This window comes from Streptomyces sp. NPDC030991 (assembly GCF_055571235.1).
Genome location: NZ_JBVIFR010000007.1, coordinates 350,312 through 375,638, shown reverse-complemented (window position 1 = coordinate 375,638; position 25,327 = coordinate 350,312). Strand labels below are relative to the sequence as shown.

Here is a 25,327-nt window from a genome sequence, read left to right as displayed (position 1 = left end):
GGTTATGGCCTCAGCCACACTGTCGCCAATGGCGGCAGGGTCAGCCTGAGGCTCGCCGGGCGGCCGTGGGCGCCCACGTCGTCCGGCTTCAGCGGCTCGGGGTTGCCTTCGCCGCTGCCCCCGTAGCGGGCGGCGTCGGTGTTGAGGACCTCGTGCCAGGCCGGTATGTCGGCGGGGACGCCGAGGCGGTACTCGTGGCGCGCCACCGGTGAGAAGTTCGAGACGCAGAGCAGGGGCGCGCCGTCGGCGGCGTGGCGCAGGAACGCGAAGACGTTGTCCTCCGCCGCGTCGCCGGCCACCCACGAGAACCCCGCGGGATGGGTGTCGCGCTCCCACAGCGCGGGCGCCTCGCGGTAGGCGGTGTTCAGATCGCGGGTGAGGTCGCGGACACCGCGGTGGTCGGACTCGGCGCCGTACGCCGGGTCGAGCAGCCACCAGTCGGGCCCGCGCGCCTCCGACCACTCGGCGCCCTGGGCGAACTCCTGGCCCATGAAGATGAGTTGCTTGCCGGGGTGGGCCCACATGAAGCCCAGGTAGGCGCGGAGGGTGGCGCGTTGCTGCCACCAGTCGCCGGGCATCTTCGAGACCAGGGACTTCTTGCCGTGCACGACCTCGTCGTGGGAGATCGGCAGGACGTAGTTCTCGCTGTACGCGTACACCATCGAGAAGGTCATCTCGTGGTGGTGGTACTTGCGGTGCACGGACTCGTGCGCGAGGTAGTCGAGCGAGTCGTGCATCCAGCCCATGTTCCACTTCAGGCCGAACCCGAGCCCGCCGAAGCCGCCCGGCCCGACCTGGTGGGTGGCCCGGGTCACGCCGTCCCAGGCGGTGGACTCCTCGGCGATGGTGACGACGCCCGGCACGCGCCGGTACAGCGTGGCGTTCATCTCCTGGAGGAAGGCGACCGCGTCGAGGTTCTCGCGGCCGCCGAACTGGTTCGGCGTCCACTGCCCCTCCTCGCGCGAGTAGTCGAGGTAGAGCATGGAGGCGACGGCGTCGACGCGCAGGCCGTCGATGTGGAACTCCTCGCACCAGTAAAGGGCGTTCGCCACAAGGAAGTTGCGGACCTCCTTGCGCCCGTAGTCGAACTCCAGGGTGCCCCAGTCCGGGTGCGCCGCGCGCAGCGGGTCCTCGTGCTCGTACAGCGGGCGCCCGTCGAACTCGGCCAGCGCCCAGTCGTCGCGCGGGAAGTGGGCCGGGACCCAGTCCATGAGCACGCCGACACCGGCCTGGTGCAGGGCGTCGACGAGGTACTTGAAGTCGTCGGGGGTGCCGAGGCGGGCGGTGGGCGCGTAGAAACCGGTGACCTGGTAGCCCCAGGAGCCGCCGAAGGGGTGCTCGGCGACCGGCATGAGCTCCACGTGTGTGAAGCCCAGGTCGGTCACGTACGCGGGCAGTTCCTCGGCGAGCCGGCGGTAGGTGAGGCCGGGGCGCCAGGACGGCAGGTGGACCTCATAGACGGAGAAGGGCGCCTCGTGGGCGGGGCGTTCGGTGCGCGAGCGCAGCCAGGTCTCGTCCTGCCAGGTGTGGCGGGAGACGTGGACGACCGACGAGTTCGCCGGGGGCGTCTCGGTGCGTGTGGCCATCGGGTCGGCGCGCATGGTCTTGCTGCCGTCCTGGCGGGTGATCTCGTACTTGTACAGCTCGCCCTCGCCGATGTCCGGGACGAACAGCTCCCAGATGCCGGAGGAGCCGAGCGAGCGCATGCTGTGGGCGGCGCCGTCCCAGTAGTTGAAGCCGCCGACGACGCGGACGCCCCGGGCGTTGGGCGCCCAGACGGTGAAGCGGGTGCCCCGGATGCCCTGGTGCTCCATCGGGCGGGCGCCGAGCGCCGTCCACAGCTGCTCGTGGCGGCCCTCGCCGATGAGGTGCAGATCGAGGTCGCCCAGGGACGGCAGCAGGGAGTACGCGTCCGCCACGTGCTGGGTGGTGTCGCCGTAACGGATCTCCAGCTCGTACCGGGACGGGTCGGCGCCGGGCCGCAGCAGCGCGGAGAAGAAGCCGTCGCCGTCGTCGTGGAGATCGGCGCGCAGCCCCTCCGGGGTGGTGACCGTGACCCTGTCGGCGTAGGGGCGCCAGACGCGGAAGGCGGTGCCGCCGTCGGCCGGGTGGGCGCCCAGCACTCCATGGGGGTCGTGGTGGGTCGCGGTGAGCAGTCGGTCTCGGTCGTCCGGGGGGACGGGCGCCGGAGTGGTGGTGGGACGGCGGGTCACGGGGTGGGCCTCCTCGGGTGGCCTTCGCGTCTGCCGGGTCTGGGTCGCGTCGGTGGTGCGCGGTGCGGGCTCGTCTGTGCCGGTCTGTGCCGGTCGGTGCCGGTCGGTGCGGTCGGGGGCGGGGCGCGCGGTTCCGCGTCTCGGGCGGGGCGCGTCCTCGCGGCCCTATCCCGGCTCGGCCAGCCGCTCCAGCGCCGCCATCGGCACCGGCAGCCAGTCCGGGCGGTGGCGGGCCTCGTACAGGGCCTCGTAGATCGCCTTGTCGGTCTCGTACGCGCGCAGCAGGACCGGGTCGGTGCGCGGGTCCCAGCCGGCGCCGGCCGCGTAGCCCACGCAGTACGCGGACCGGCAGGAGTCGGACCACGCCGGGTTCCACGGGCGGTGGGTGCGGGCCGCGTAGTCGAAGGAGCGGAGCATGCCCGCGATGTCGCGGTGCGGCGGGTGCGGCATGCGGCGCTCGGCGAGGGGGCGGGACGGCTCGCCCTCGAAGTCGATCAGGCGCCAGAAACCCGACGGGTCGCGCAGGCACTGGCCCAGGTGCAGGTCGCCGTGGACGCGCTGGGCCCGCCAGGTGCCGCCCTCGGCCGCCAGGTCGGCGAGCGCGTCGAACGCGGTGCGCAGACCGGGGACGTAGGGGAGGAGCGCGGGCACCTGCTGGGCCGTGCTCTCCAGGCGCCGGGTCATCGTCTCGGCCAGCCGCTCGGTCTGCGCCCGGGTGTACGTGACCGTGGGCAGGGCCCGCGCGAGGGCGGTGTGCACCTCGGCTGTCGCGCGGCCCAGTTCGCGGGCCTCGGCGGTGAAGTCCTCCTGTTTGACGAGGTGGCCGAGGGCCAGGTCCCAGCCGTCGGCGGCGCCCGTGAGGTAGGGCTGGAGCACGCCGAGGGTGGTCTCGCCGTCGGCCGTCTCGTACCAGGCCACGGGGGCGGGCACCCGGTCGCAGCCCTCGCGGGCCAGGGCGAGCGGGAGTTCGAGGTCCGGGTTGGTGCCGGGCAGGACCCGGCGGAACACCTTGACGATGAGGGAATCGCCGTACACGACCGAGGAGTTGGACTGCTCGGCGAGGAGCGGGTGGGGCGCCAGGTCGCTCGGTATTCGGCCGTCGGGGGCGCGCTCGAAGCGGAGGCCGTCGAGGGTACCGGGCAGGCGCAGCCGCTCCAGCAGGACGCTGGTCTGGTGGGGGTCCTGGAGCGCCTCGTACGCGGTCCGGCCGGCCAGGGGGCCCCGGGTGATGTGGCCGATCACGGCGGGTGCGAGCTGTGGTGGCAGGGCGTCGGTCGTGCCGATGAACAGCTGGTAGCAGTCGCCGGGTCCGTCGTCCGCCGGGGGCTGGTGGGCCCGGAGCAGCAGATGCAGCAGGGCGTTGTCGGGGCGGAGCCGGCTGACGGAGTCGAGGGTGAGCGCGGTGACCGGGCGGCCTTTCCCCGCGAACCACCGCTGTCGCGGCAGCCACTCCCGCAGCAAGGGTTCCAGGGACATGAGCAGCTCGGAGTGGCCCTCCGTCGAGATGGCGGGCCGGGCTGCGATTTCCGACATGGCGTCGCGTCCTTCCCCCGGCGCGCGTCGGGCGGGGCGAGCGGGTCCCGGGTGCCGAGATGGTGTCCAGAAATGGGACGTGCCGGGTATGCGGGGAGAGTTCCCAGGGCGCGGGGAGGGAAACCGGTGGAACCGGCTCTCCCGCCCCCGCGCCGCCGGCCGTACGGGATCAGTCCTTGCGCAAGCGGTACCAGTAGAAGCCGTGGCCCGCGAGGGTGAGCAGATAGGGCAGTTCACCGATGGCCGGGAACCGGACCCCGCCGATCAGCTCCACCGGGTGCCGGCCGTCGAAGGCCTGGAGGTCCAGCTCGGTGGGCTGGGCGAAGCGGGAGAAGTTGTGGACGCACAGCACCAGGTCGTCCTTGTACTCGCGCAGGAAGGCGAGCACGGCCGGGTTGGACGAGGGCAGTTCGGTGTACGAGCCGAGGCCGAACGCCGGGTTCTGCTTGCGGATCTCGATCATCCGGCGCGTCCAGTGCAGCAGCGAGGACGGCGAGGACATGGACGCCTCGACGTTGGTGACCTGGTAGCCGTAGACCGGATCCATGATCGTGGGCAGGGAGAGGCGGCCCGGATCGCAGGAGGAGAAGCCGGCGTTGCGGTCCGGGGTCCACTGCATCGGGGTGCGCACCGCGTCCCGGTCGCCCAGCCAGATGTTGTCGCCCATGCCGATCTCGTCGCCGTAGTAGAGGATCGGCGAGCCGGGCAGGGAGAGCAGCAGGGCGGTGAAGAGTTCGATCTGGTTGCGGTCGTTGTCCAGGAGCGGCGCCAGACGCCGGCGGATGCCGATGTTGGCGCGCATGCGCGGGTCCTTGGCGTACTCCGCGTACATGTAGTCGCGCTCTTCGTCGGTGACCATCTCCAGGGTCAGCTCGTCGTGGTTGCGCAGGAAGATGCCCCACTGGCAACCCGAGGGGATCGCCGGGGTCTTGGCCAGGATCTCCGAGACCGGGTACCGCGATTCGCGGCGTACCGCCATGAAGATGCGCGGCATCACCGGGAAGTGGAACGCCATGTGGCACTCGTCGCCGCCCGAGGGAAAGTCCCCGAAGTAGTCGACGACGTCCTCCGGCCACTGGTTGGCCTCGGCGAGGATCACCACGTCGGGGTACTGGGCGTCGATCTCCTTGCGGACGCGCTTGAGGAACTGGTGCGTGGCCGGGAGGTTCTCGCAGTTGGTGCCTTCCTCCGCGTAGAGGTAGGGCACGGCGTCGAGGCGGAAACCGTCGATGCCGAGATCGAGCCAGAACCGCAGGGCCGCGAGTATCTCCTCCTGGACGGCCGGGTTCTCGTAGTTGAGGTCCGGCTGGTGGGAGAAGAAGCGGTGCCAGTAGTACTGCTTGCGTACCGGGTCGAAGGTCCAGTTGGAGGCCTCGGTGTCGACGAAGATGATCCGGGCGTCCTGGTACTGCTTGTCGTCGTCGGCCCAGACGTAGTAGTCGCCGTAGGGTCCTTCCGGGTCCGAGCGGGACTGCTGGAACCACTCGTGCTGGTCGCTGGTGTGGTTCATGACGAAGTCGATGATGACGCGCATGCCCCGCTGGTGCGCCGCGTCCACGAACTCCACGAAGTCGGCCAGGTCGCCGAACTCGGGCAGCACCGATGTGTAGTCGGAGACGTCGTAACCGCCGTCCCGCAGCGGTGACTTGAAGAACGGGGGCAGCCAGAGGCAGTCGACCCCGAGCCATTGCAGGTAGTCCAGCTTCGCCGTGATGCCCTTGAGGTCACCGACACCGTCGCCGTTGCTGTCCTGGAACGAGCGGACGAGCACCTCGTAGAAGACGGCACGCTTGAACCAGTCTGGGTCCAGATCCTTGGCAGGGGTGTCCTCGAAGGTGTCCGGAACAGGCTCATTCATGATCATGGTGTGGGTGTCCCTCCGAATCCCATTTCCAGAGCACTCATCGCGGCGTGGACGGTCGCAGGACGGTGAGGATGTGCGCGGGCGCCCGGCCCGGTTCGAGGCGCACATAGTTCGACCTGCCCCAGTCGTGGGTGGCGCCGGTGAGCTCGTCGCGCACGGGGACCGACTCGTGCCAGCCGAGCCCCAGTTGCGGCATGTCCAAAGAGACGGTCGCCTCCTGGGTGTGATGAGGGTCGAGGTTCACGACCACCAGAACCGTGTTCGAGCCGGTCTGTTTCGAGTACACGATCACCTCGTCCTTGTCGGCGTGATGGAAGTGCACGTTGCGCAGTGAGCGCAGGGCCGGACTACGGCGCCGGATGTCGTTCAGCGCGGTGATCAGCGGGGCGATCGTGCGCCCTTCACGCTGGGCCGACTCCCAGTCCCGCGGCCGCAGTTCGTACTTCTCGGAATGCAGATACTCCTCGCTACCAGAGCGTAGCGGTGCGTTTTCACAGAGTTCGTATCCGCTGTAGACGCCCCAGGACGGCGAGAGGGTCGCGGCGAGGACCGCACGCAGTTCGAACGCGGGCCGGCCGCCGTGCTGCAGGAACTCATGGAGGATGTCAGGGGTGTTGACGAAGAAGTTGGGGCGCATGACGGCCGCCGACTCGCCCGCCAACTCCTGCACGTACTCGGTCAGTTCCTCTTTCGAATTGCGCCAGGTGAAGTACGTGTACGACTGCTGGAAACCGACCTCGGCCAGCGTCCGCATCATCGCGGGACGGGTGAACGCCTCGGCCAGGAAGATGACATCGGGGTCGGTGCGGCCGATCTCCCCGATCACCCGCTCCCAGAACACGACCGGTTTCGTGTGCGGGTTGTCCACGCGGAAGATACGCACCCCGTGCGCCATCCAGTGGCGCAGCACCCGGGTCGTCTCCGCGACGAGACCCGGCAGATCCTGGTCGAAGGCGATCGGGTAGATGTCCTGGTACTTCTTCGGCGGGTTCTCCGCGTACGCGATCGTGCCGTCCGCGCGGTGGTGGAACCACTCGGGGTGCTTCTCCACCCAGGGATGGTCCGGCGAGCACTGCAACGCGAAGTCGAGCGCGATCTCCAGCCCCTCGGCGCGGGCGGCGGCGACGAACCGGTCGAAGTCGTCGAGGGTGCCGAGGTCGGGGTGGATCGCATCGTGGCCGCCCTCCGGGGAGCCGATCGCCCAGGGCACCCCGACATCGTGCGGGCCGGGCGAGAGGCTGTTGTCCGGGCCCTTGCGGAAGGTCGTGCCGATCGGGTGGATCGGCGGCAGGTAGACGACGTCGAAGCCCATCGCGGCGATCGCCGGAAGACGCCGCGCCGCGGTGGCGAACGTACCGCTCACCGGTGGGGCACCTGCCTCCACGACCGCGCCCTCCGAGCGCGGGAAGAACTCGTACCACGCCCCGTACAGCGCCCGCTCCCGCTCCACCAGCAGCGACAACTCCTCGGAGGACGTGACCAGTTCGCGCAGCGGGTGGCGGGAGAGGATCGCGTCGACGTCGGGTGTGAGCGCGGCGGCGAGGCGGGTGGCGGCCGGATGGCGGGTGTCGCGCAGCGCGGCGGCGGCCTGCAGAACCGTTTCTCGGAGCGGGTCGGGGAGGTCGGGCGCGGCGCGTTCGTACAGGGCCGCGCCCTCCTCCAGGACGAGCTCGGTGTCGATCCCCGCGGGAATCTTGATCCGGGCCGCGTGCCGCCACGTGGCCACCGGGTCGCCCCACGCCTCCACGGCGAAGGTCCACGCGCCGACCGCGTCCGGGGTCACCTCGGCGCCCCAGCGGTCGGTGCCCGGGGCGAGTTCGCGCATCGGGGTCCAGGGGCCCACGGTGCCGTCGGGGCCGCGCAGGACCACGTTCGCGGCGACGGCGTCATGGCCCTCGCGGAAGACGGTGGCCGTGACCTGGAACGTCTCGCCGACGACGGCCTTGGCCGGGCGGCGGCCGCGGTCGACGGCCGGAGCCACGTCGCGGACGGGTATGCGGCCGATGGTGGTCCGTACCGGCGGGGGCGCCGCCGCGGTCCCGCGCGGGGCCGGTGTCTTCGGCGCCGCGGGCTTCTTCGCCGCGGGCTTCTTGGTCGCCGGTTTCCTGGCCGTCGGCTTCTTCGCCGCGGCGGAGGTGGCCCCCTTCGCACGAGTGCGCTGCGTCTGAGGCGCCTTCGCGGGGGCTGTCGGTTCGCCGGGTGGCGTCCCGCCTGGTGGCGTCGTGCCCGGCGGCGTCGTGCCTGGGGGCGTCGGAGAAGGGCGCTGTGCGGGCATGACCGCTCCTGTCCGCGGGGATTCGGGGGTTGCCGAGACGACGTTCGGGGAGGGGGCGTGCGATCGTGCATAAATGCGTACGGGGGGAGCCTTCCACGCTCTCCGGGCGGGCAATCCGGTGCCTTGTTAACTACTCGCGCGTAAGGGCGCGCACGGGACCCGCCCCGATCGAAGGGTCGGGACCGGCCCATGAACTCCCCTTCCGTCTACGGGTTGTCGACCTGCGACAGCTTCTCCGGCGAGCCGGGTCCGCCACCGGTGACCCGGCCGGGAAAGCGGCCCGGCCGGTGTCGTGGGCGTACGACGCGGACGTGCTGTCCACCCCGGGAGCGAACAGGTCGAGTCGGGTACCCCGGTTGGCGAGGCTTGCACGTATGTCCTGGCACAAGTGGCGCCGGAGGCAATGGAGTTGCGTGTGACCGTGCCGGGTCGGGCGCCGGCGCGCCGAACGGACGCGGTGGCACGCCGACGGACAGCCTCTCGTGCGCTGTGCGGTGTCACAAGGACGCACGAGGGGGCGGAACCGGCCATATCGCCCGGGGCGGATGCATCCGGGTTCCGGCGCGGGACGCGCCGGAGCGTGCGAGCCTGGGCGCATGTCGATCATTCACCACACCACCCTGAAGCCCACCAAGCTCGAACTGCTCACCGACTGGCTCCCGCGGCAACCCTGGTACCGGGGTCCGGGGACCCCCGAGCTGACCAAGGCGGGCGGATTCCGGCTCGACGACCCGGCCGGTGAGGTCGGCATGGAGTTCATGGCCGTGACGGACATCTCCGGCGAACGGCCGGTGACGTACCACGTGCCCGTGACCTATCGCGGCGCCCCGCTGCCGGACGCCCCCGACGACGCGCTCATCGGCACCCTCGCGCACGGCGTGCTCGGCGAGCGCTGGGTCTACGACGGGGCCCAGGACCCGCTGCTCGTCGCCCAGTTGACGGCGCTGATGAAGGGCGAGGTGCCCGCGCACGCGCAGAGCATCGACGGCGCGCTCGACCCGGCGGTGCACGCCCGGCTCGACACCGGCGCCGCCGGGGCGCCCGGGATCGTCCGGGTGCTGGAGCCCGGCGCGGCGGATCCCGGCGCGGCGGGGGAGGTCAGCGCCGAGTGGCTGGACGCGGCCGGGAGCACGGTGCGCGGGGTCTTCGTGACGGCCGGGGCGAGCGTGCGTGCCAGGCGTCGCGGGGCAGGCGGGACTTTCGAAACACGCCCTAGTAGCTGCCCCGGAACACCCTGACGCGGCTCCGCGGCGACCGCCCCGGCCGGCCCCACGGAGCGCGGCCCGGGTCCGTGCGCCGTGGCCCACGGGGCCGCCGACCACTACCGTCATGGATGAACGCGGGACGTACGACGAGGTGCGTCCCGCAGCGGTGCACCCGGCCGCGCCCCGACCGACCTCCGACCGACCGCCGACGCCCCCGCTGCACGCGCGAAAGGGGAACCGTGAAGGCCATCCGTCGTTTCACCGTCCGCCCGGTCCTGCCCGAACCACTCGCACCGCTCCACGAACTCGCCCGCAACCTGCGCTGGTCGTGGCATACCCCGACCCGTGACCTGTTCGCCGCCGCCGACCCGGAGCACTGGGCCGCGTCCGACGGCGACCCGATGCGCCTGCTCGGCAGCGTGCCCCCGTCCCGGCTCGCCGAGCTCGCCGCCGACGAGGGGTTCCTCGCCCGGCTCGGCACGGTCGCCGACGATCTGCGCGGCTACCTCCAGGACGACCGCTGGTACCAGAGCCAGGACCGGCAGAGCGAGCTGCCGGCCGCCGTTGCCTACTTCTCGCCCGAGTTCGGCATCACGGCCGCGCTGCCGCAGTACTCGGGCGGCCTCGGCATCCTCGCCGGCGACCACCTCAAGGCCGCCAGCGACCTCGGGGTCCCCCTGATCGGAGTAGGGCTGCTGTACCGGCACGGCTACTTCCGGCAGTCGCTGTCCCGGGACGGCTGGCAGCAGGAGACGTACCCCGTCATCGACCCCAACGAGCTGCCGCTCTCCCTGCTGCGCGAGCCCGACGGCACCCCCGTGCACATCGCGATCGCGCTGCCCGGCGGGCGCCGGCTGCTGGCCCGCGTCTGGCAGGCGCAGGTCGGCCGGGTGCCGCTGCTGATGCTGGACTCCGACGTCGAGGAGAACGAGGCGCACGAACGCGAGGTGACCGACCGGCTCTACGGGGGCGGCAGCGAGCACCGGCTGCTCCAAGAGATGCTGCTCGGCATCGGCGGGGTACGGGCCGTGCGCACGTACTGCCGCCTCACCGGGCACCCCGCCCCCGAGGTCTTCCACACCAACGAGGGGCACGCGGGCCTGCTCGGCGTCGAGCGCATCGCCGAGCTCGCCACCGGCGGCCTCGACTTCGACGCGGCCCTCGAAGCGGTCCGGGCCGGCACCGTCTTCACCACGCACACTCCGGTCCCGGCCGGCATCGACCGCTTCGACCGCGAACTGGTCGCCCGGCACTTCGGCACCGCCGCCGAACTCCCCGTCCTCGACGTGGAGCGGATCCTCGGCCTCGGCATGGAGACGTACCCGGGCGGCGACCCGAACGTCTTCAACATGGCCGTGATGGGGCTCAGGCTCGCCCAGCGCGCCAACGGCGTCTCCACCCTGCACGGCGCGGTCAGCCGGGAGATGTTCTCCGGCCTGTGGCCCGGGTTCGACCCCGAGGAGGTGCCGATCACCTCCGTGACGAACGGGGTGCACGCACCCACCTGGGTCGCGCCCGAGGTCTACCGCCTCGGTGCCCGCCAGATCGGCGAACGGCGCACGGAGGACGCCCTGTCGGTCGGCGCGTCGGACCGCTGGGACGCGGTCGGTGACATCGGCGACCGGGACATCTGGGAGCTGCGCCGCAACCTGCGCGGCCAGCTCGTGGACGAGGTGCGGGCGCGGCTCGCGGCGTCCTGGCGGCAGCGCGGCGCGGGCGGCGCCGAGCTCGGCTGGATCGACGGCGTGCTCGACCCGGACGTCCTGACGATCGGCTTCGCCCGCCGCGTCCCCTCGTACAAGCGGCTCACCCTGATGCTGCGCGATCCGGACCGGCTGATGCGCCTGCTGCTCGACGAGGAGCGGCCGGTGCAGATCGTCGTCGCGGGCAAGGCGCACCCCGCCGACGACGGCGGCAAGCGCCTCGTCCAGGAACTGGTCCGCTTCACCGACGACCCGCGGGTGCGCCACCGCATCGTGTTCCTGCCCGACTACGGCATGGCGATGGCGCAGAAGCTCTACCCCGGCTGCGACATCTGGCTGAACAATCCGCTGCGCCCCCTGGAGGCGTGCGGTACCTCCGGGATGAAGGCGGCGCTCAACGGCTGCCTCAACCTCTCGGTCCTGGACGGCTGGTGGGACGAGTGGTTCGAGCCGGACTTCGGCTGGGCGATCCCCACCGCCGACGGCACGGCGACCGACGAGCACCGCCGCGACGACCTGGAGGCGGCCGCGCTCTACGACCTGCTGGAGCGCCGGGTCGCACCGCGCTTCTACGAGCGCGGACCCGAGGGGCTGCCCGACCGCTGGATCGAGATGGTCCGCCAGACGCTCACCCACCTCGGCCCGAAGGTGCTGGCCGGCCGGATGGTCCGGGAGTACGTCGAGCGGCTGTACGCGCCCGCGGCCCGCGCCGACCGGGCTCTCACCCCAGGCGCGGCGCAGGAGCTGGCGGCCTGGAAGTCCCGGGTCCGCAGGGCGTGGCCGCGCGTCGCGGTCGACCACGTCGAGGCGGGAACCGCCTCGGCGGAGCTCGGCGCGACCCTCTCCCTGCACGTCCGCGTGGCCCTCGGCGACCTGGCCCCGGACGACGTCGAGGTGCAGGCGGTGGCCGGCCGCGTCGACGCCGGGGACAGCATCGCGGAGGCCACCACGGTCCCGCTCAAACCGGTCGCGGGCCCCGACGAGGGGGGCCGCTGGTCCTACGAGGGCCCGCTCTCCCTGGACCGCACGGGCCCCTACGGCTACACGGTCCGCATCCTGCCCACCCACCGCCTCCTCGCGTCGGCGGCGGAGCCGGGCCTGGTGGCGGTGCCGTCGGAGAGCGTGGGGGAGGGCGCGGGAGTGCTCCTGCGGTGACACGACGGCGCCCGGGCCGCGGGGCCCGGGCGCCGTACAACCGACGTGCTGTACCGCTTACTTGACGTTGACGCCCGCCCACGCGGCGGCCACGGCCTTGTACTCGGCCGAGGTCGCGCCGTACAGGTCCTTCGCCGCGCTCAGCGTGCCGGTGCGCGCGGCCGCGTACTTGGTGTTGGACGTGAAGTACGTCGTGAGCGCCTTGAACCAGATCTTCTCGGCCTTGTCGCGGCCGATCCCGGTGACGGTGGAGCCGTTGGACGTGGGGGAGTCGTAGGCCACGCCGTTGATCGTCTTCTTGCCGCTGCCCTCGCTGAGCAGGTAGAAGAAGTGGTTGGCGATGCCCGAGGAGTAGTGGACGTCGACGTTGCCCGCGCCGGTCTTCCAGGCGTCGAGCGAGGCGCCGTCCTTGCTGGGCTTGTCCATGTAGCGCAGCGGGGTGCCGTCGCCGTTGATGTCGATCGCTTCGCCGATGAGGTAGTCGCCGACGTCCTTGCTGTTCTTCGCGTAGAACTCGACCGAGGTGCCGAAGATGTCGGAGGTCGCCTCGTTGAGGCCGCCGGACTCGCCGCTGTAGACCAGGCCCGCGGTGTTCGAGGTGACGCCGTGGCTCATCTCGTGCGCGGCCACGTCGAGCGAGGTGAGCGGGTTCTTGTTGCCCTCGCCGTCGCCGTAGGTCATGCAGAAGCAGCTGTCGTCCCAGAACGCGTTGACGTACGCGTTGCCGTAGTGGACGCGGGAGTAGGCGCCCTTGCCGTCGCCCTTGATGCCGCTGCGGCCGAAGACGTTCTTGTAGTAGTCCCAGGTCTCCTGGGCGCCGTAGGCGGCGTCGACCCCGGCGGTCGCGGCGTCGCTGACCGTGCCGTTGCCCCACTTGTCGTCGGCGTCGGTGAACAGCGTGCCCTTGCCGGACGTGCCGTTCTTGAGGTTGTACGTGGAGTGGCCGCCGCGGGTCGCGTCCGTGAGGGAGTAGGACGAGCCCGACTTCGTGGTGCCGATCGTGACGCTGCCGCTGTACTCGGACTGGCCGGTGCCGGTGTGGATCGCGTCGTACTCGAAGATCTTCTTGCCGGTCGCCGCGTCGGTGATGACGTGCAGCTTGCTCGGCGTGCCGTCCTTCTGCGTGCCGGTGACGACCTTCTCGTACGCGAGTCTCGGCGTGCCGCTCGCGGCCCAGACGACCTTGCGGGCGCCTGACGGGGCGGCCTTGAGGGTGGCGCCGGTGGTGGCCACGTCGATGGACTTGGCGGTGGCGCGGGTGACGCCCTCGCGGCTGCCGGACTTCGTCTCGTGGACGATCAGGTCGCCGCCGAGGACGGGCAGTCCGTCGTAGGTGCGCTCGTAGCGGGTGTGGGTGGCGCCGTCGCGGTCCTTGACCACGTCGCGGACGACCAGCTTCTCCTTGGAGTCGAGCTTCAGCTCCTGCGCGGTCTCCGCCGTCTTGGCGCTCGCGTCCTTCACGAGGTCCGCGTGGGCCGTCGCGCTCAGGGCCAGGGGGGTGGCCGCGGGGACGGCGGTCTGGGCGGCGGCGCCGGTGGCGGTGAACGTCCCGGCGATGAGGGCGCCGGCGGCGACGGCGGTGGCGAGGGTGAGGGTGGTACGGCGGGATATGTGGGAGGTCACGAAGAAAGCTCCTTGGATGATGTGGGGGAGTGAGCTTTGCCGTGCGGGTGCTGCTGCGGGTGCTGCGGTTACTGCGAGGCGTGCGGGCCGTACGGGGCGTACGGGGCGTGCGGGAAAACTTTGGCAGTTGAGGACGGGAAGTGTCATGTACGTGATCGCAGGTTGGCCGGAATTCGTTCGTTGAGCGAAAACTGACGCACGTATTGCGAACGGAACATGAACAGCCCCGCACGTGAACGGGCGCGCCGCCCCGGGGAGTTGAACCACCGGAGTGACGCGCCCAGACCGTGCGGGGCCGTGACCCGTTTACGGGAACGTGAGCTTGACGCTGTTGATGTAGCCGGTGTCCTGCGGACCGAGGTCCTGGACCTTCAGCTTCCAGACGCCGTTGGCCGTCTCCGTGGAGGCGTTGACCGTGTACGTGGTCTGGATGTTGGGGGTCGGGTCGTACACGGACGAGTGCAGCCGGTACGTCTTGCCGCTCGGGCCGACCAGGTCCACCTGGAGGTCACCGCTCCACGTGTGCACGATGTCGACGCCGACCTTCAGGGTGGACGGCGCGTTGCCGCTCACACCGGAGACGGTGACCGAGGACGTGACCGCCGCGCCGGGCGAGTCGGGGATGGTGACGTCCGTGTCGTTCGTGAACGTCTTGCCGGTGCCCGGGTCGCCACCGCCGGACCGCGCGCCCACGTTGATCGCGGCGAACGCGTCCTGCACGGCCTTGTACTCGGTGGAGGTCGTCCCGTACAGCTCACCTGCGGCCGCGAGGGCACCGGTGCGGGCGCCCGCGTAGTTGGTGGTCGAGGTGAACTTCGTGGTCAGCGCCTTGAACCAGATCAGCGCCGCCTTGTCGCGGCCGATGCCGGTGACGGGCAGGCCGTCGGAGGTCGGGGAGTTGTAGCTCGTCCCGTTGACGACCTTCGCGCCGCTGCCCTCGCTGAGCAGGTAGAAGAAGTGGTTGGCCGGGCCCGACGAGTAGTGCACGTCGATACCGCCGAGGCCGGAGTACCAGGCGTCCTTGGACGCCCCGTCCTTGCTCGGCTTGTCCATGTAGCGCAGCGGGGTGCCGTCGCCGTTGATGTTGATCTTCTCGCCGACCAGGTAGTCACCCGGGTCGGAGGTGTTGCCCGCATAGAACTCGACGGCCGCCGCGAAGATGTCGGAGGTCGCCTCGTTCAGACCGCCGGACTCGCCGCTGTAGTTGAGGCCCGCGGTGTTCGAGGTGACGCCGTGCGTCATCTCGTGCGCGGCCACGTCGATCGACGTCAGCGGGTGCGTGTTACTGGTGCCGTCGCCGTACGTCATGCAGAAGCAGCTGTCGTCCCAGAACGCGTTGACGTACGCGTTGCCGTAGTGGACACGGGAGTACGCGCCCTTGCCGTCACCGCGGATACCGGTGCGGCCCTGCACGTTCTTGTAGTAGTCCCAGGTCAGCGCGGCGCCGTAGTGCGCGTCTGCGGCGGCCGTCTCGGTGTTGGTGGCCTGCCCGTTGCCCCACACGTCGTCCGGCCCGGAGTACAGCGTCCCGGTCCCCGACGTACCGCGGTTCAGGTTGTACGTCTTGTGGCTGCCGCGCGCGGTGTCGGTGAGGGTGTACGTCGACCCGGACTGCGCGGTGCCGAGCGTGACGGTGCCGCTGTACTGGGTGTTGCCGGTGCCGTTCTCGATGGCCTGCCACTCGTGCAGCTTCTTGCCGGTGGCCGCGTCGGTGATGACGTGCAGCGCGTTCGGCGTGCCGTCGTGCTGGAGGCCGCCGACCACGGTCTCGTACGCGAGGGTGGGCGCGCCCTTGACCGCTCCCTGGCCCAGCCAGACGACCTTGCGCGGCGCCCGGTCGGCCTCGGTCTTCTTCGAACCGTCGGCCTTGGCCAGCGTCAGGGCCTGCGCCTCGGCGGCGGCCGGCTTCACATCGGCCGCCGTCTCCACGCCCTTGAGCTGCGCCTTGGACGCCTTCGTCACGCCCTGCGCGGCACCCGACTTGGCGGTGTCGACGATCAGGTCACCGCCGAGGACGGGCAGTCCGGCGTAGGTGCGCTCGTAGCGGGTGTGAGTCGTTCCGTCCTTGTCCTGCAACACGTCCCGGACGACGAGTTTCTCCTGGGAGCCCAGGCCGAGGTCCTTCGCGGTGTCGGCCTTCGCCTTCGTGGTGTTCGCCGCGCGCAGCAGCTCGGCGCGCTCGGCGGGGGAGAGTTTCACGGGCAGGGCGCCCGGGTCGGCTCCGCGGGTGGCGTTCGCCGTGGCCTGCGTCGTGGGGCTCGCGTCCCGGGCGTCGGCCGCGGTGGCCGGGCCCGACTGGAACGCGACGGCGAGCAGGGCGGTGACGGCGCCGACGGCCGCGGCGGCAGTGGCCCGGCGTCTGTGGGAGGTGGAGGTGCTTCTCAACGCTGACTCCTTCTGCGCGGCCGCAGGGGTGTGCGGCCAGTGGGGACACCGGGCGGCGGGTGGCCGGCCGGGCAGAACGCAGTGCAGGCAGTGCGGGTTTCGAGCATGGAACGGGTGCTTCTGTTCAACCGCGCGACCGATGCTGTGGGGCAGCTGTGCGGCGGCCGTTGGGAAGAGTGGCACCAGAGAGCGTTGTCTGTCAGGAGCGCATCAACAGGTTGGCCGGATTTGGTTCGGTGCGCGGGGGGACGTGTTCGATATGCGGGGCGGGGGCGGGTGGGGCGGGTTGTGTTGCGGGGGTGTGTCGGCGGCCCGTCTACCTTGCGGTACGCCGTCGGTGGCGGGCGCTGCCTTGGTGTCCGGAAGGTGCGGGTCCGGGGGCTTGTGGGGGCCGGGTGCGCATGTGGGGGCGGTCGGGGCGGCGCCGGGGCTTGATCGGCCGTGGCTGTAAATGGTCGGCCGGATACGCGACCGGATACGCGACCGGACCCCGCGGCCCTGCCCCTCGATCGCGGGAGGGGGCTTCACCGGGGGACCGCGGGGTGCCGCGAGGGACCGCGGAGGGCCACGGGGGGCCGCGCGGGGTGCCGCGAGGGGCCGCGGAGGGCCGCGGGGGACTGCCCTCTCAGCTCACCAGGCTCTCGCGCCACGCCCTGTGCAGCTCCGCGAAGCTCCCCGCGCCGGTGATCAGGGCGGACGGGGTGCCGTCCTCCACCACCCGGCCGTTCTCCATCACCAGGACCCGGTCGGCGATCTCCACCGTGGAGAGCCGGTGCGCGATCACCACCGCCGTGCGCCCGCGCAGCACCGTCCCCATCGCCCGCTGCACCGCCCGCTCGCCGGGGACGTCCAGGGAACTCGTCGCCTCGTCCAGGATCAGCACCGCGGGGTCCGCGAGCAGCGCCCGCGCGAACGCCACCAACTGCCGCTGCCCGGCCGAGATCCGCCCGCCGCGCTTGCGCACGTCCGTGTCGTACCCGTCGGGCAGCGCCGTGATGAACCCGTGCGCGCCGATCGCCTTCGCGGCGGCCTCGATCTCCTCGCGGCTCGCCTCCGGGCGCCCGATCGCGATGTTCTCGGCGACGGTCCCGGAGAACAGGAACGCCTCCTGCGTCACCATCACCACCCCGCGCCGCAGCCCCGCGTGGGACAGCTCCCGCAGGTCGACCCCGTCGAGCAGCACCTGTCCGTGCGAGGGGTCGTAGAACCGGGCGAGCAGCTTGGCCAGCGTCGACTTGCCCGCGCCCGTGGACCCGACCACGGCCACCGTCTGCCCGGCCGGGATCAGCAGGTCGAAGCGGGGCAGCACCTCACCGCCCGTGCGGTAGCCGAAGGAGACGTCCACGAACTCCACGTCGCGCCCGGGCCGGCCGCCGCGCGCCGCGGGCAGCTCCCGCGGCGACCTCGGCTCCGGCACCGATGGCGTCTGCTCCAGCAGGCCCGCGATCTTCTTCAGGGACGCGGCCGCGGATTCGTAGGAGTTGAGGAACATCGCGAGCCGGTCGATGGGGTCGTAGAGGCGGCGGACGAAGAGCACCGCGGCCGCCAGTACACCCAGCGCGAGCGTGCCGCTCGCGACCCGGTAGGCGCCCCACAGGACCATGCCGGCGACCGCCGTGTTCGCGAGGAGGCGGGAGCCGATGACGTAGCGCGCCATCTCCAGCATTGCCGTGCCGTTGGCCCGCTCGTGCCGGTGGTTCAGCACGGCGAAGTGCTCGTCGTTGGCCCGCTCCCGGCGGAACGCCCGGACCGGCCGGATGCCGTTCATCGTCTCGACGAACTTCACGATGACGGCCGCGATCGCCGACGACCGCTCGCCGTACGCGCGCGCGGCCCGCCGTCGGTACAACCGGATCAGGACGGACAGCGGGACGAAGGAGAGCGCCGCGACCGCGCCGATGCCCAGGTCGAGCCAGAGCAGCATCACCGTGATGTAGAGCGAGGCAAGGACGACGTTGACCAGTTCCTGCAAGCCCTCGGAGAGCAGTTCGCGCAGGGACTCCACATCCGTCGTGGCCCGCGAGATGACACGGCCCGAGGTGTACCGGTCGTGGAAGTCGACGCTCAGCGCCTGCGCGTGGCGGAAGATGCGGTCGCGCAGATCGAGCAGCACGTTCTGGCTGACACGGGCGGAGAGCTGGACGTACGCGTACTGGAAGGCGGCCGAGAAGCACGCGGTGAGCAGGAAGCCCGCGCCGACCGCGATCAGCGGCCCGTGATCGTGCCCGCGCAGCGCCGGCACCGCGCTGTCGATGGCGTACGCGACGATCAGCGGCCCCGACTGCACGGCGGCCTGCTGCAACAACAGCGCGAGGACGGTGAGCCACGCGGTGCGGCGGTACGGCGTGAGCAGCGAGCGCAGCAGCAGACCCGTCGCGCCCTTGGGCGTGGGCAGGTCGTCCTGGTCGAACGGGTCGCCGGGGGAGGGCGGCCTGACCTCCTCCTCGGGGCCGTCCGGGCCGTCAGGGCCGTCCGGCTTTGTGGACACCCCGGTGTTCGCGGTGGTCGTCATCAGTGCGCCGCCTCTCGGGTGTCGCCCGCCGTGTCCCCCGACATCAGGTACCGGTACTCCGCGTTCGTCCGCAGCAGTTCGTGGTGCGTGCCGACCGCCGTGACACGGCCCCCGGAGAGCAACGCGACCCGGTCGGCGAGCAGCACCGTGGAGGGGCGGTGCGCGACGACGAGGGCGGTGCTCTCCGCGAGCACCCGGCGCAGCGCCGCCTCCACCGCCGCCTCGGTGTGGACGTCGAGCGCGGAGAGCGGGTCGTCCAGGATCAGGAAGCGCGGCGCGCCGACGACGGACCGGGCGAGCGCCAGGCGCTGGCGCTGACCGCCCGACAGGCTGAGTCCCTGCTCGCCGACCTCCGTGTCGACGCCGTCGGGCAGCCGCCGCACGAAGTCGGCCTGCGCCACCGCGAGCGCCCGCTCCACCTGCTCCGGCGTCCCGCCCTCCGCCCCCATCAGCACGTTCTCCGCGACCGACGCGGAGAACAGGGTCGGCTCCTCGAACGCCACCGACACCAGGGTGCGCAGCTCCTCGCGAGGGATGGCGGTGATGTCCCGCCCGTCGAGCGTGACGCGTCCGGCGGTGACGTCGTACAGGCGCGGTACGAGCGCCGTCAGCGTGGTCTTGCCGCTGCCGGTCGCGCCGACCAGGGCCATCGTCTCCCCGGACCGCACGTGCAGATCGATCCGGGCCAGCGTCGGCTCGGAGCCCTCGGCGGCGTCCGGGTAGCGGAACTCGACGCCCTCGAACCGGATGCCGTCCCCGTCCCGGCCACCGCTGTCGACGCGCACCCGGGGGTCCTCCTCCTCCGCGTCCATCACCTCGAAGTACCGCCGTGTCGCCGTCGCCGCCTCCTGGCTCATCGCCAGCAGGAAGCCGATGGACTCGATGGGCCAGCGCAGCGCGAGCGCCGTCGACAGGAACGCGACGAGCGTGCCCGCGGACAGCGCGCCGTCGGCGACCTGCGTCGTACCGATGACGAGGGCCGCGCCCAGCGCCACCTCCGGCAGCAGTGTGATCACCGCGAGGATGCCCGCGAGCAGCCGCGCCTTGGTCAGCTCCGTGCCGCGCAGCGTCCGTGACAGGTCGTGGAAGGCGCGGGCCTGGCTGCGGTGCCGGCCGAACCCCTTGATGATCCGGATGCCGAGCACGGACTCCTCGACGACCGTCGTCAGATCGCCGACCTGGTCCTGGGCCCGCCGCGACGCCAGCGCGTACCCGTGCTCGAACCGGTAGCAGACCGCGATCAGCGGCACCGCGGGCGCGAGCAGCACCAGCCCGAGGCCCCAGTCCTGCACGACGAGCAGGCCGAGCCCGAAGGCGATGGTCACCCCGTTGACGAAGAGGAACGTCAGCGGGAAGGCGAGGAACATCCGTACGACCATGAGGTCCGTCGTGCCGCGCGACAGCAACTGCCCCGAGGCCCATCGGTCGTGGAAGGAGACCGGAAGCCGCTGGAGGTGCCGGTACAGGTCGGCCCGCATCGCCGCCTCGACCCCGGCGAGCGGCCGCGCCACGAGCCAGCGGCGCAGCCCGAACAGCAGCGCCTCCACGGTGCCGAGCGCGAGCAGCACCCCGGCGCCGAGCCACACCCCGCCCGGGTCGCGGTCGGTGACCGGCCCGTCCACGATCCACTTCAGCACCAGTGGGAAGAGCAGCCCCAGACAGGACGCGACCACGGCCACGACGGCGGCGGTCGCCCACCGCGCCCGCACCGGCCGCACGTACGGCCACAGGCGCAGCAGCGTCCGCGCCGCCGACTGCGGTGCGGGCGCCGCGAGTTGATCCGTGTCGCCGGTCCGGCCGGGGTCCGTGGTAGCTGCATCCGTAGTCGCCATCAGGGGTGAGACTACGGTTCGGCACTGACAAAGGGCAGCGGGTTTCCGGTGGCCCGCGCCCGTCGCGGGCGACCGGGAACCCGCTCCGGTCGTAGGGCCCGTCAACCGATCGGCTGATGCCCCTTCGAGCGCGATGGCCGATGCCCGGGCCGCACCCGCCGGGCGACGCTGGAGCCATGACCACCACCAGTGCACCGCTCATCGAGGTCGCGGGGCTGCGCAAGGCGTACGCCGGGCGGGCCGTCGTCGACGGGGTCTCCTTCACCGTGGAAGAAGGCGAGATCTTCGGCATCCTCGGCCCCAACGGCGCCGGGAAGACCACCACCGTGGAGTGCGTCGAAGGGCTGCGGGTGCCCGACGAGGGGCGGGTTCGCGTGGCCGGACTCGACCCCGTGCGCGACCACGAGCAGGTCACCCGGATCCTCGGCGCCCAGCTCCAGGAGAGCGAGATCCAGGCCAAGCTGACCGTGCGCGAGGCCCTGGAGCTGTACTCCTCCTTCTACCCGGACCCGCTCGACTGGCGGCCGCTCGCCGAGCGGCTGCGGCTCGACGAGAAGCTCACCACCCGGTTCGCGAAGCTCAGCGGTGGCCAGAAACAGCGCCTGTTCATCGCGCTCGCCCTCGTCGGCAACCCGCGGGTCGTCGTCCTCGACGAACTCACCACCGGCCTCGACCCGCGCGCCCGCCGCGACACCTGGCAGCTCATCGAGGACGTACGGGACAGCGGGGTCACCGTGCTGCTCGTCACCCACTTCATGGAAGAGGCGCAGCGGCTGTGCGACCGCATCGCCGTCATCGACCAGGGCCGTGTCGCCGCCCTCGACACCCCGGGCGGCCTGATCAGCCGGGCCGCCGGGGCGACCGTCATCTCCTTCACGCCGTCCGCGCCGCTCGACGACCGTGAGCTGGCGGCCCTGCCCGGCCTCGCCGGCGTCGAGCACCGGGACGGCCGCACGACCCTGACCGGCGGCGACGAGACCGTCAACGCCGTCATCACCCTCCTCGCCCGCCACCACATCACCGCCCACCAACTCCGGGTCGCCGACGCCACGCTGGACGACGCGTTCCTCGACCTGACGGGAGCCGGCCAGTCATGAGCACCGACACCGCCACCGCCCTCACCACCCGCCTGCCCGGCGCCCGCTCCACCGTCCTGAGGAGCGAGATCCGGCTGTTCCTGCGCGAACCCGGCGCCCTCTTCGGCATCGCCGTCTTCCCGCCCGTGCTGCTGGTCATCCTCGGCTCCATCCCGGCGTTCCGGGAGGCCGACTCGGGCCCCGACGGCCTGCGCCTCATCGACGCCTACGTCCCCGTCACCGTGCTGCTCCCGCTGATCGTGGCGGGGCTCCAGGCGATGGCACCGGTCATCGCCGGGTACCGGGAGCGCGGCATCCTGCGCCGCATGTCGACCACGCCGGTCCGGCCGCCCGCCCTGCTCGGCGCGCAGATGGCCATCCACGGCGCCGCCGCCCTCTTCTCCTCGCTGCTCTCGCTCGCCATCGGGCGGCTCGCCTTCGACGTACGACTGCCGTCGCAGACCTTCGGCTATCTGCTCGCCCTCGTGCTCTCCGTCGTCGTGGCACTGTCACTGGGCGCGCTGGTCGCGGCCCGGGCCCGCACCCAGAAGGTCGCGAGCGCCATCGGCTCGGCCGTGTTCTTCCCGAGCATGTTCTGCGCCGGGGTGTGGCTGCCGGTGCAGTCGATGCCGCAGACGCTCGCCCGTGTCGTCGAGTGCACCCCGTTCGGCGCCGCCTCCCAGGCGATGAGCGAGGCCGCGGCGGGGGACTGGCCCGGCTGGATCCACCTGGGCGTCCTCGCCGTCTGGGCCGTGCTGCTCTCCGGCGCGGCGGCGCGCTGGTTCCGTTGGGAGTGACGTGATGACGGACGGCGGGGCCGTGCAGACTGAGGGCATGACGATCGGGACGGACCAGGTGGCCGCCGCCGTGGAGGCGGCGAGGAAGGACCAGGAGCGCTGGGCCAACTTCCACCGCTGGGGCCCCTGGGGGCTGCTCCTCGTCGGCACCGGCCTCTCCGTCGCCACGGCGGACGTCGTCGGCATGAACCGGACCGACTGGTACGTCTTCGTTCCGCTCTCCGTGGCCGCGGTCCTCCTCCAGCTGTGGTGGGGCCACGCGATGCGCACCAGGCCGGGCCCGACCCGGTCCGGTGTCCTCTACTACTGGGTCCGCTGGGCGATCGCCTTCGTCGGCTCCCTGATCAACCCGTTCTACGTGTTCTACGCGGCCTGCGGCTACTTCGACGTCGAGCGGCTGCTGCCGCGCCGCCAGGTCAGGCCAGGACTCTTCGCCGCGATCATCGTCGTGGCCGGCTCCCAGGCCGGCGGCCTGCCACCGGACGGCTCGCTCGGCTGGATCCTGTTCGGCGGACTGCTCGCCGTGAACTGCGTCATGGTCGCGTTCGTCGGCCAGATCAACAACAAGGAGCGGGAACAGGCCCGCCTCCAGATCGAGACCATCGCCGAACTGGAGCGCACCAACACCGCCCTCCAGCGGGCCATGGACGAGAACGCCCAGCTGCACGCCCAACTCCTCGTCCAGGCAAGGGAAGCGGGCGTCGCCGACGAGCGCCGCAGGCTCGCCGCAGAGATCCACGACACCATCGCGCAGGGCCTCGCCGGCATCATCGCCCAGCTCCAGGTCGTCGCCAACGCGCCCACCCTGGAGATCGCCCGCGAGCACCTCGACCGCGCCTCCGGCCTCGCCCGGCACAGCCTCGGCGAGGCCCGCCGCTCCGTGCACAACCTCTCGCCCGCCGCCCTCGCCGACGCGACGCTGGCCGAGGCGCTGAAGAAGACCGTCGCCGAATGGGCCGGCCGCACCGGCGTACGCGCCGAGTTCACCCTCACCGGCACCGCCGAACCCCTCCACGACGAGATCGAGGCGTCCCTGCTGCGCATCGCCGAGGAAGCCCTGTCCAACGCCGCCCGGCACGCGCACGCCACCCGGCTCGGCGTCACCCTCTCCTTCATGGCGGGCGAGGTCACCCTCGACGTCCGCGACGACGGCCGCGGCTTCGACCCCATCGCGCTGCCCGCCCGCACCGGCACCGCGGGCTTCGGCCTCGACGGCATGCGGGCCCGCGCCGAACGCCTCGCGGGCGACGTCACCATCGAGTCGGAACCGGGCGGCGGCACGGCGATCTCGGCTCGCGTACCGTTGGTGCGCCATGACTGACCCCGTGATCACGCTCCTCATCGTCGACGACCACCCCGTCGTCCGCGACGGCCTGCGCGGCATGTTCGACTCCGCCGACGGCTTCACCGTCCTCGGGGAGGCGGCGAGCGGGGCCGAGGCGGTCACCCGCGCCGCCGAACTCGACCCGGACGTCGTCCTGATGGACCTGCGGATGCCCGGCGGCAATGGCGTGGACGCCATCAAGGAGCTGAGCCGCCGCGGCGCCCGCGCCCGGGTGCTGGTCCTCACCACCTACGACACGGACTCGGACACGCTCCCCGCGATCGAGGCGGGCGCCACCGGCTACCTCCTCAAGGACGCCCCGCGCGAGGAGCTGTTCACGGCCGTCCGCGCCGCCGCCGAAGGCCGCACGGTCCTCTCCCCGGCGGTCGCCTCCCGCCTGGTCACCGCCGTGCGGACACCCGCAGCCCCGGCGGACGAGACCCTCTCGGCCCGCGAGCGCGAGGTCCTGCTCCTCGTCTCCCGCGGCACCTCCAACAAGGAGATCGCGCGGGAGCTGTTCATCAGCGAGGCGACGGTGAAGACCCACCTGACGCACATCTACGGCAAGCTGGGCGCCAAGGACCGTGCGGCGGCGGTGGCGGTGGCCTACGACCGCAAGATCCTCGGCTAGGCCCGAGGCCCAAGGCCCACAGCCCGATGTCCTAGCGGATCTCGTCGGGTGTCACCGTCACCCACCGCTTGTCCGCGGTGACCTTCTGGCCCAGCTCCCGCTGCCGCTTCGCGCCGTCCGCCTTCATGGCGTTCAGCTCCTTCATGTAGCTGTCCTTGCGGTTGACCCAGACCCGGACCCCGCCGTGCGCCACGTCCACCGACCGGAACAGCATCGGCCCGTCGCTCTTGGGCGTGTCCCCGGCGGCCAGAATCGGCTTCTTCCAGGCGTCGATGTACGTGCTGATCGCGGCGGGCTTGCCCTCGTACCAGGTCGCCGGAGCCCACAGCGTCGGCGTCAACTCCCGTCCCTCCAGGGCCTTCTGGTCGAACGTCCCCGCCGCGATCTCCTTCCGGGAGCTGGTCACCTCGCCCGTCCTGCGGTCCTTGAGCAGAGCGGCGACACCGAGCACGTTCTCCGGCTTCACGTCGTAGCCGTACTTCGGGTCGGCGAGCACCATCCGGACGAGGTCCTCGCTGGCGGCGCTCACCACGTACACCTCGATGCCGTGCGAGCGCAGCGCGTGGTACAGCTCCCGCATGCCGTCCGAGAACTCCGGCGGCTTCGCCCCGCCCGGCAGCGGCTTGTCGTAGGCCAGCAACTCGTCGACGTACCCCTTGAGTTGCTTCAGCGTGAACCCGGAGAAGATCTGCGCGGCCCACGGATAACAGACCTGGTCGTCGACCTCGCACAGCCGGCCGTAGTACTCGGTCAGGGTCTCCTTGTGCGCGGCCGTGTCCTTGAAGGGGATCACCTTCAGCGACGGGTCCATCGTCTCCCGCGTGAGGACGCCCTTCAGCTCCAGGAACGGCAGCAGCGACTCCTCCAGGTCGTTGCGGTACGTCGTGTTGTCCGCGTCGAAGGTGGCGTACGCGCCCTGGTCCCGGTGCGCCGCGATCACACGGGCGAGCTGTTCGGCCTGGTGCCGCGGCCAGTGCCCGAGCTGGGCCGTCACGGCCCGCACGGTGGCGTCGTCGCGGTGGTCCGCCGCGGTCGCGTCGGCGCCGGGCCACAGCACCGTCGTGGCGACGGCGGCGGCGAGGGCGGCGCCCGCGGCACCGAGAAGGAAGGGCTTCTTGAGCGGGGAGTCTCTCCTGGTGAGGTTCACGGCGGGTCACGGTAGGCCCGGCCCTACGGCCCGCGCCATGATCGAAGTCACC

The 25,327-nt window shown here is 71.7% G+C and carries 15 protein-coding genes; 6 read left to right on the top strand and 9 right to left on the bottom strand.

All coding sequences use genetic code 11. The features are described 5' to 3' along the window. Positions 1-2 precede the first annotated feature (2 nt). From glgB to ACZ45E_RS16625, 4 genes are all read right to left on the bottom strand, one after another. A complete protein-coding gene (gene glgB / locus ACZ45E_RS16640; RefSeq protein WP_468221394.1) occupies positions 3-2,213 on the bottom strand; it encodes a 1,4-alpha-glucan branching enzyme in 2,211 nt (736 codons plus the stop codon). A gap of 165 nt (positions 2,214-2,378) precedes the next feature. Continuing rightward, entirely contained in the window at positions 2,379-3,746 is a 1,368-nt protein-coding gene (locus tag ACZ45E_RS16635) for a maltokinase N-terminal cap-like domain-containing protein (RefSeq protein ID WP_468221392.1), read from the bottom strand. Between the two features lie 169 nt (positions 3,747-3,915). Next, the gene (gene treS, locus ACZ45E_RS16630) at positions 3,916-5,610 is read right to left on the bottom strand and encodes a maltose alpha-D-glucosyltransferase (RefSeq protein WP_468221390.1); all 1,695 of its coding nucleotides are present in this window, start codon (positions 5,608-5,610) and stop codon (positions 3,916-3,918) included. 37 nt (positions 5,611-5,647) lie between these two features. Continuing rightward, on the bottom strand, positions 5,648-7,885 hold the full coding sequence (locus ACZ45E_RS16625; protein ID WP_468221388.1) for an alpha-1,4-glucan--maltose-1-phosphate maltosyltransferase: 2,238 nt from the start codon (positions 7,883-7,885) through the stop codon (positions 5,648-5,650). Positions 7,886-8,481: 596 nt separating this feature from the next. Between ACZ45E_RS16625 and ACZ45E_RS16620 the strand changes: the two genes are divergently transcribed. Together ACZ45E_RS16620 and ACZ45E_RS16615 are read left to right on the top strand one after the other, a co-directional pair. Further along, a complete protein-coding gene (locus tag ACZ45E_RS16620) occupies positions 8,482-9,123 on the top strand; it encodes a maltokinase N-terminal cap-like domain-containing protein (protein ID WP_468221385.1) in 642 nt (213 codons plus the stop codon). A gap of 206 nt (positions 9,124-9,329) precedes the next feature. Next, a complete protein-coding gene (locus ACZ45E_RS16615; protein WP_468221384.1) occupies positions 9,330-11,948 on the top strand; it encodes a glycosyltransferase family 1 protein in 2,619 nt (872 codons plus the stop codon). A gap of 57 nt (positions 11,949-12,005) precedes the next feature. On the opposite strand, the gene ACZ45E_RS16610 is transcribed toward ACZ45E_RS16615, so the two are convergent. The 4 genes from ACZ45E_RS16610 to ACZ45E_RS16595 all read right to left on the bottom strand — a co-directional run bounded on the left by ACZ45E_RS16610 (position 12,006) and on the right by ACZ45E_RS16595 (position 20,300). Next, the gene (locus ACZ45E_RS16610; protein WP_468221382.1) at positions 12,006-13,571 is read right to left on the bottom strand and encodes a M4 family metallopeptidase; all 1,566 of its coding nucleotides are present in this window, start codon (positions 13,569-13,571) and stop codon (positions 12,006-12,008) included. Between the two features lie 306 nt (positions 13,572-13,877). Then, on the bottom strand, positions 13,878-15,956 hold the full coding sequence (locus ACZ45E_RS16605) for a M4 family metallopeptidase (protein WP_468221380.1): 2,079 nt from the start codon (positions 15,954-15,956) through the stop codon (positions 13,878-13,880). Positions 15,957-16,581: 625 nt separating this feature from the next. Further along, complete coding sequence (locus tag ACZ45E_RS16600; protein ID WP_468221379.1) at positions 16,582-18,468, bottom strand: ABC transporter ATP-binding protein; 1,887 nt, start codon at positions 18,466-18,468, stop codon at positions 16,582-16,584. Next, a complete protein-coding gene (locus ACZ45E_RS16595) occupies positions 18,468-20,300 on the bottom strand; it encodes an ABC transporter ATP-binding protein (protein ID WP_468221376.1) in 1,833 nt (610 codons plus the stop codon). Before ACZ45E_RS16595 ends, ACZ45E_RS16600 begins: the two co-directional genes overlap by 1 nt. Before the next feature lie 176 nt (positions 20,301-20,476). Here ACZ45E_RS16595 and ACZ45E_RS16590 point away from each other — a divergent pair, with 176 nt between their 5' ends. From ACZ45E_RS16590 to ACZ45E_RS16575, 4 genes are read left to right on the top strand one after another with little or no spacing between them, the layout of a single operon-like run. Beyond that, complete coding sequence (locus ACZ45E_RS16590) at positions 20,477-21,397, top strand: ABC transporter ATP-binding protein (RefSeq protein WP_468221374.1); 921 nt, start codon at positions 20,477-20,479, stop codon at positions 21,395-21,397. Next, positions 21,394-22,173, top strand: coding sequence for an ABC transporter permease (locus ACZ45E_RS16585; RefSeq protein WP_468221372.1), 780 nt, complete (start codon positions 21,394-21,396; stop codon positions 22,171-22,173). Before ACZ45E_RS16590 ends, ACZ45E_RS16585 begins: the two co-directional genes overlap by 4 nt. 37 nt (positions 22,174-22,210) lie before the next feature. Then, positions 22,211-23,494 (top strand): sensor histidine kinase, encoded by a 1,284-nt coding sequence (locus tag ACZ45E_RS16580; protein ID WP_468221369.1) that lies wholly within the window; start codon positions 22,211-22,213, stop codon positions 23,492-23,494. Continuing rightward, positions 23,487-24,128 carry a response regulator gene (locus tag ACZ45E_RS16575; RefSeq protein ID WP_468221367.1) on the top strand — a complete coding sequence of 214 codons (642 nt, stop codon included), beginning with the start codon at positions 23,487-23,489 and terminating at the stop codon, positions 24,126-24,128. The genes ACZ45E_RS16580 and ACZ45E_RS16575 overlap by 8 nt, the downstream gene beginning before the upstream one ends. Positions 24,129-24,159: 31 nt before the next feature. Here the strand turns inward: ACZ45E_RS16575 and ACZ45E_RS16570 are convergent, their stop codons facing one another. After that, a complete protein-coding gene (locus tag ACZ45E_RS16570; RefSeq protein WP_468221366.1) occupies positions 24,160-25,275 on the bottom strand; it encodes an HAD family hydrolase in 1,116 nt (371 codons plus the stop codon). Between the last annotated feature and the right edge of the window lie 52 nt (positions 25,276-25,327).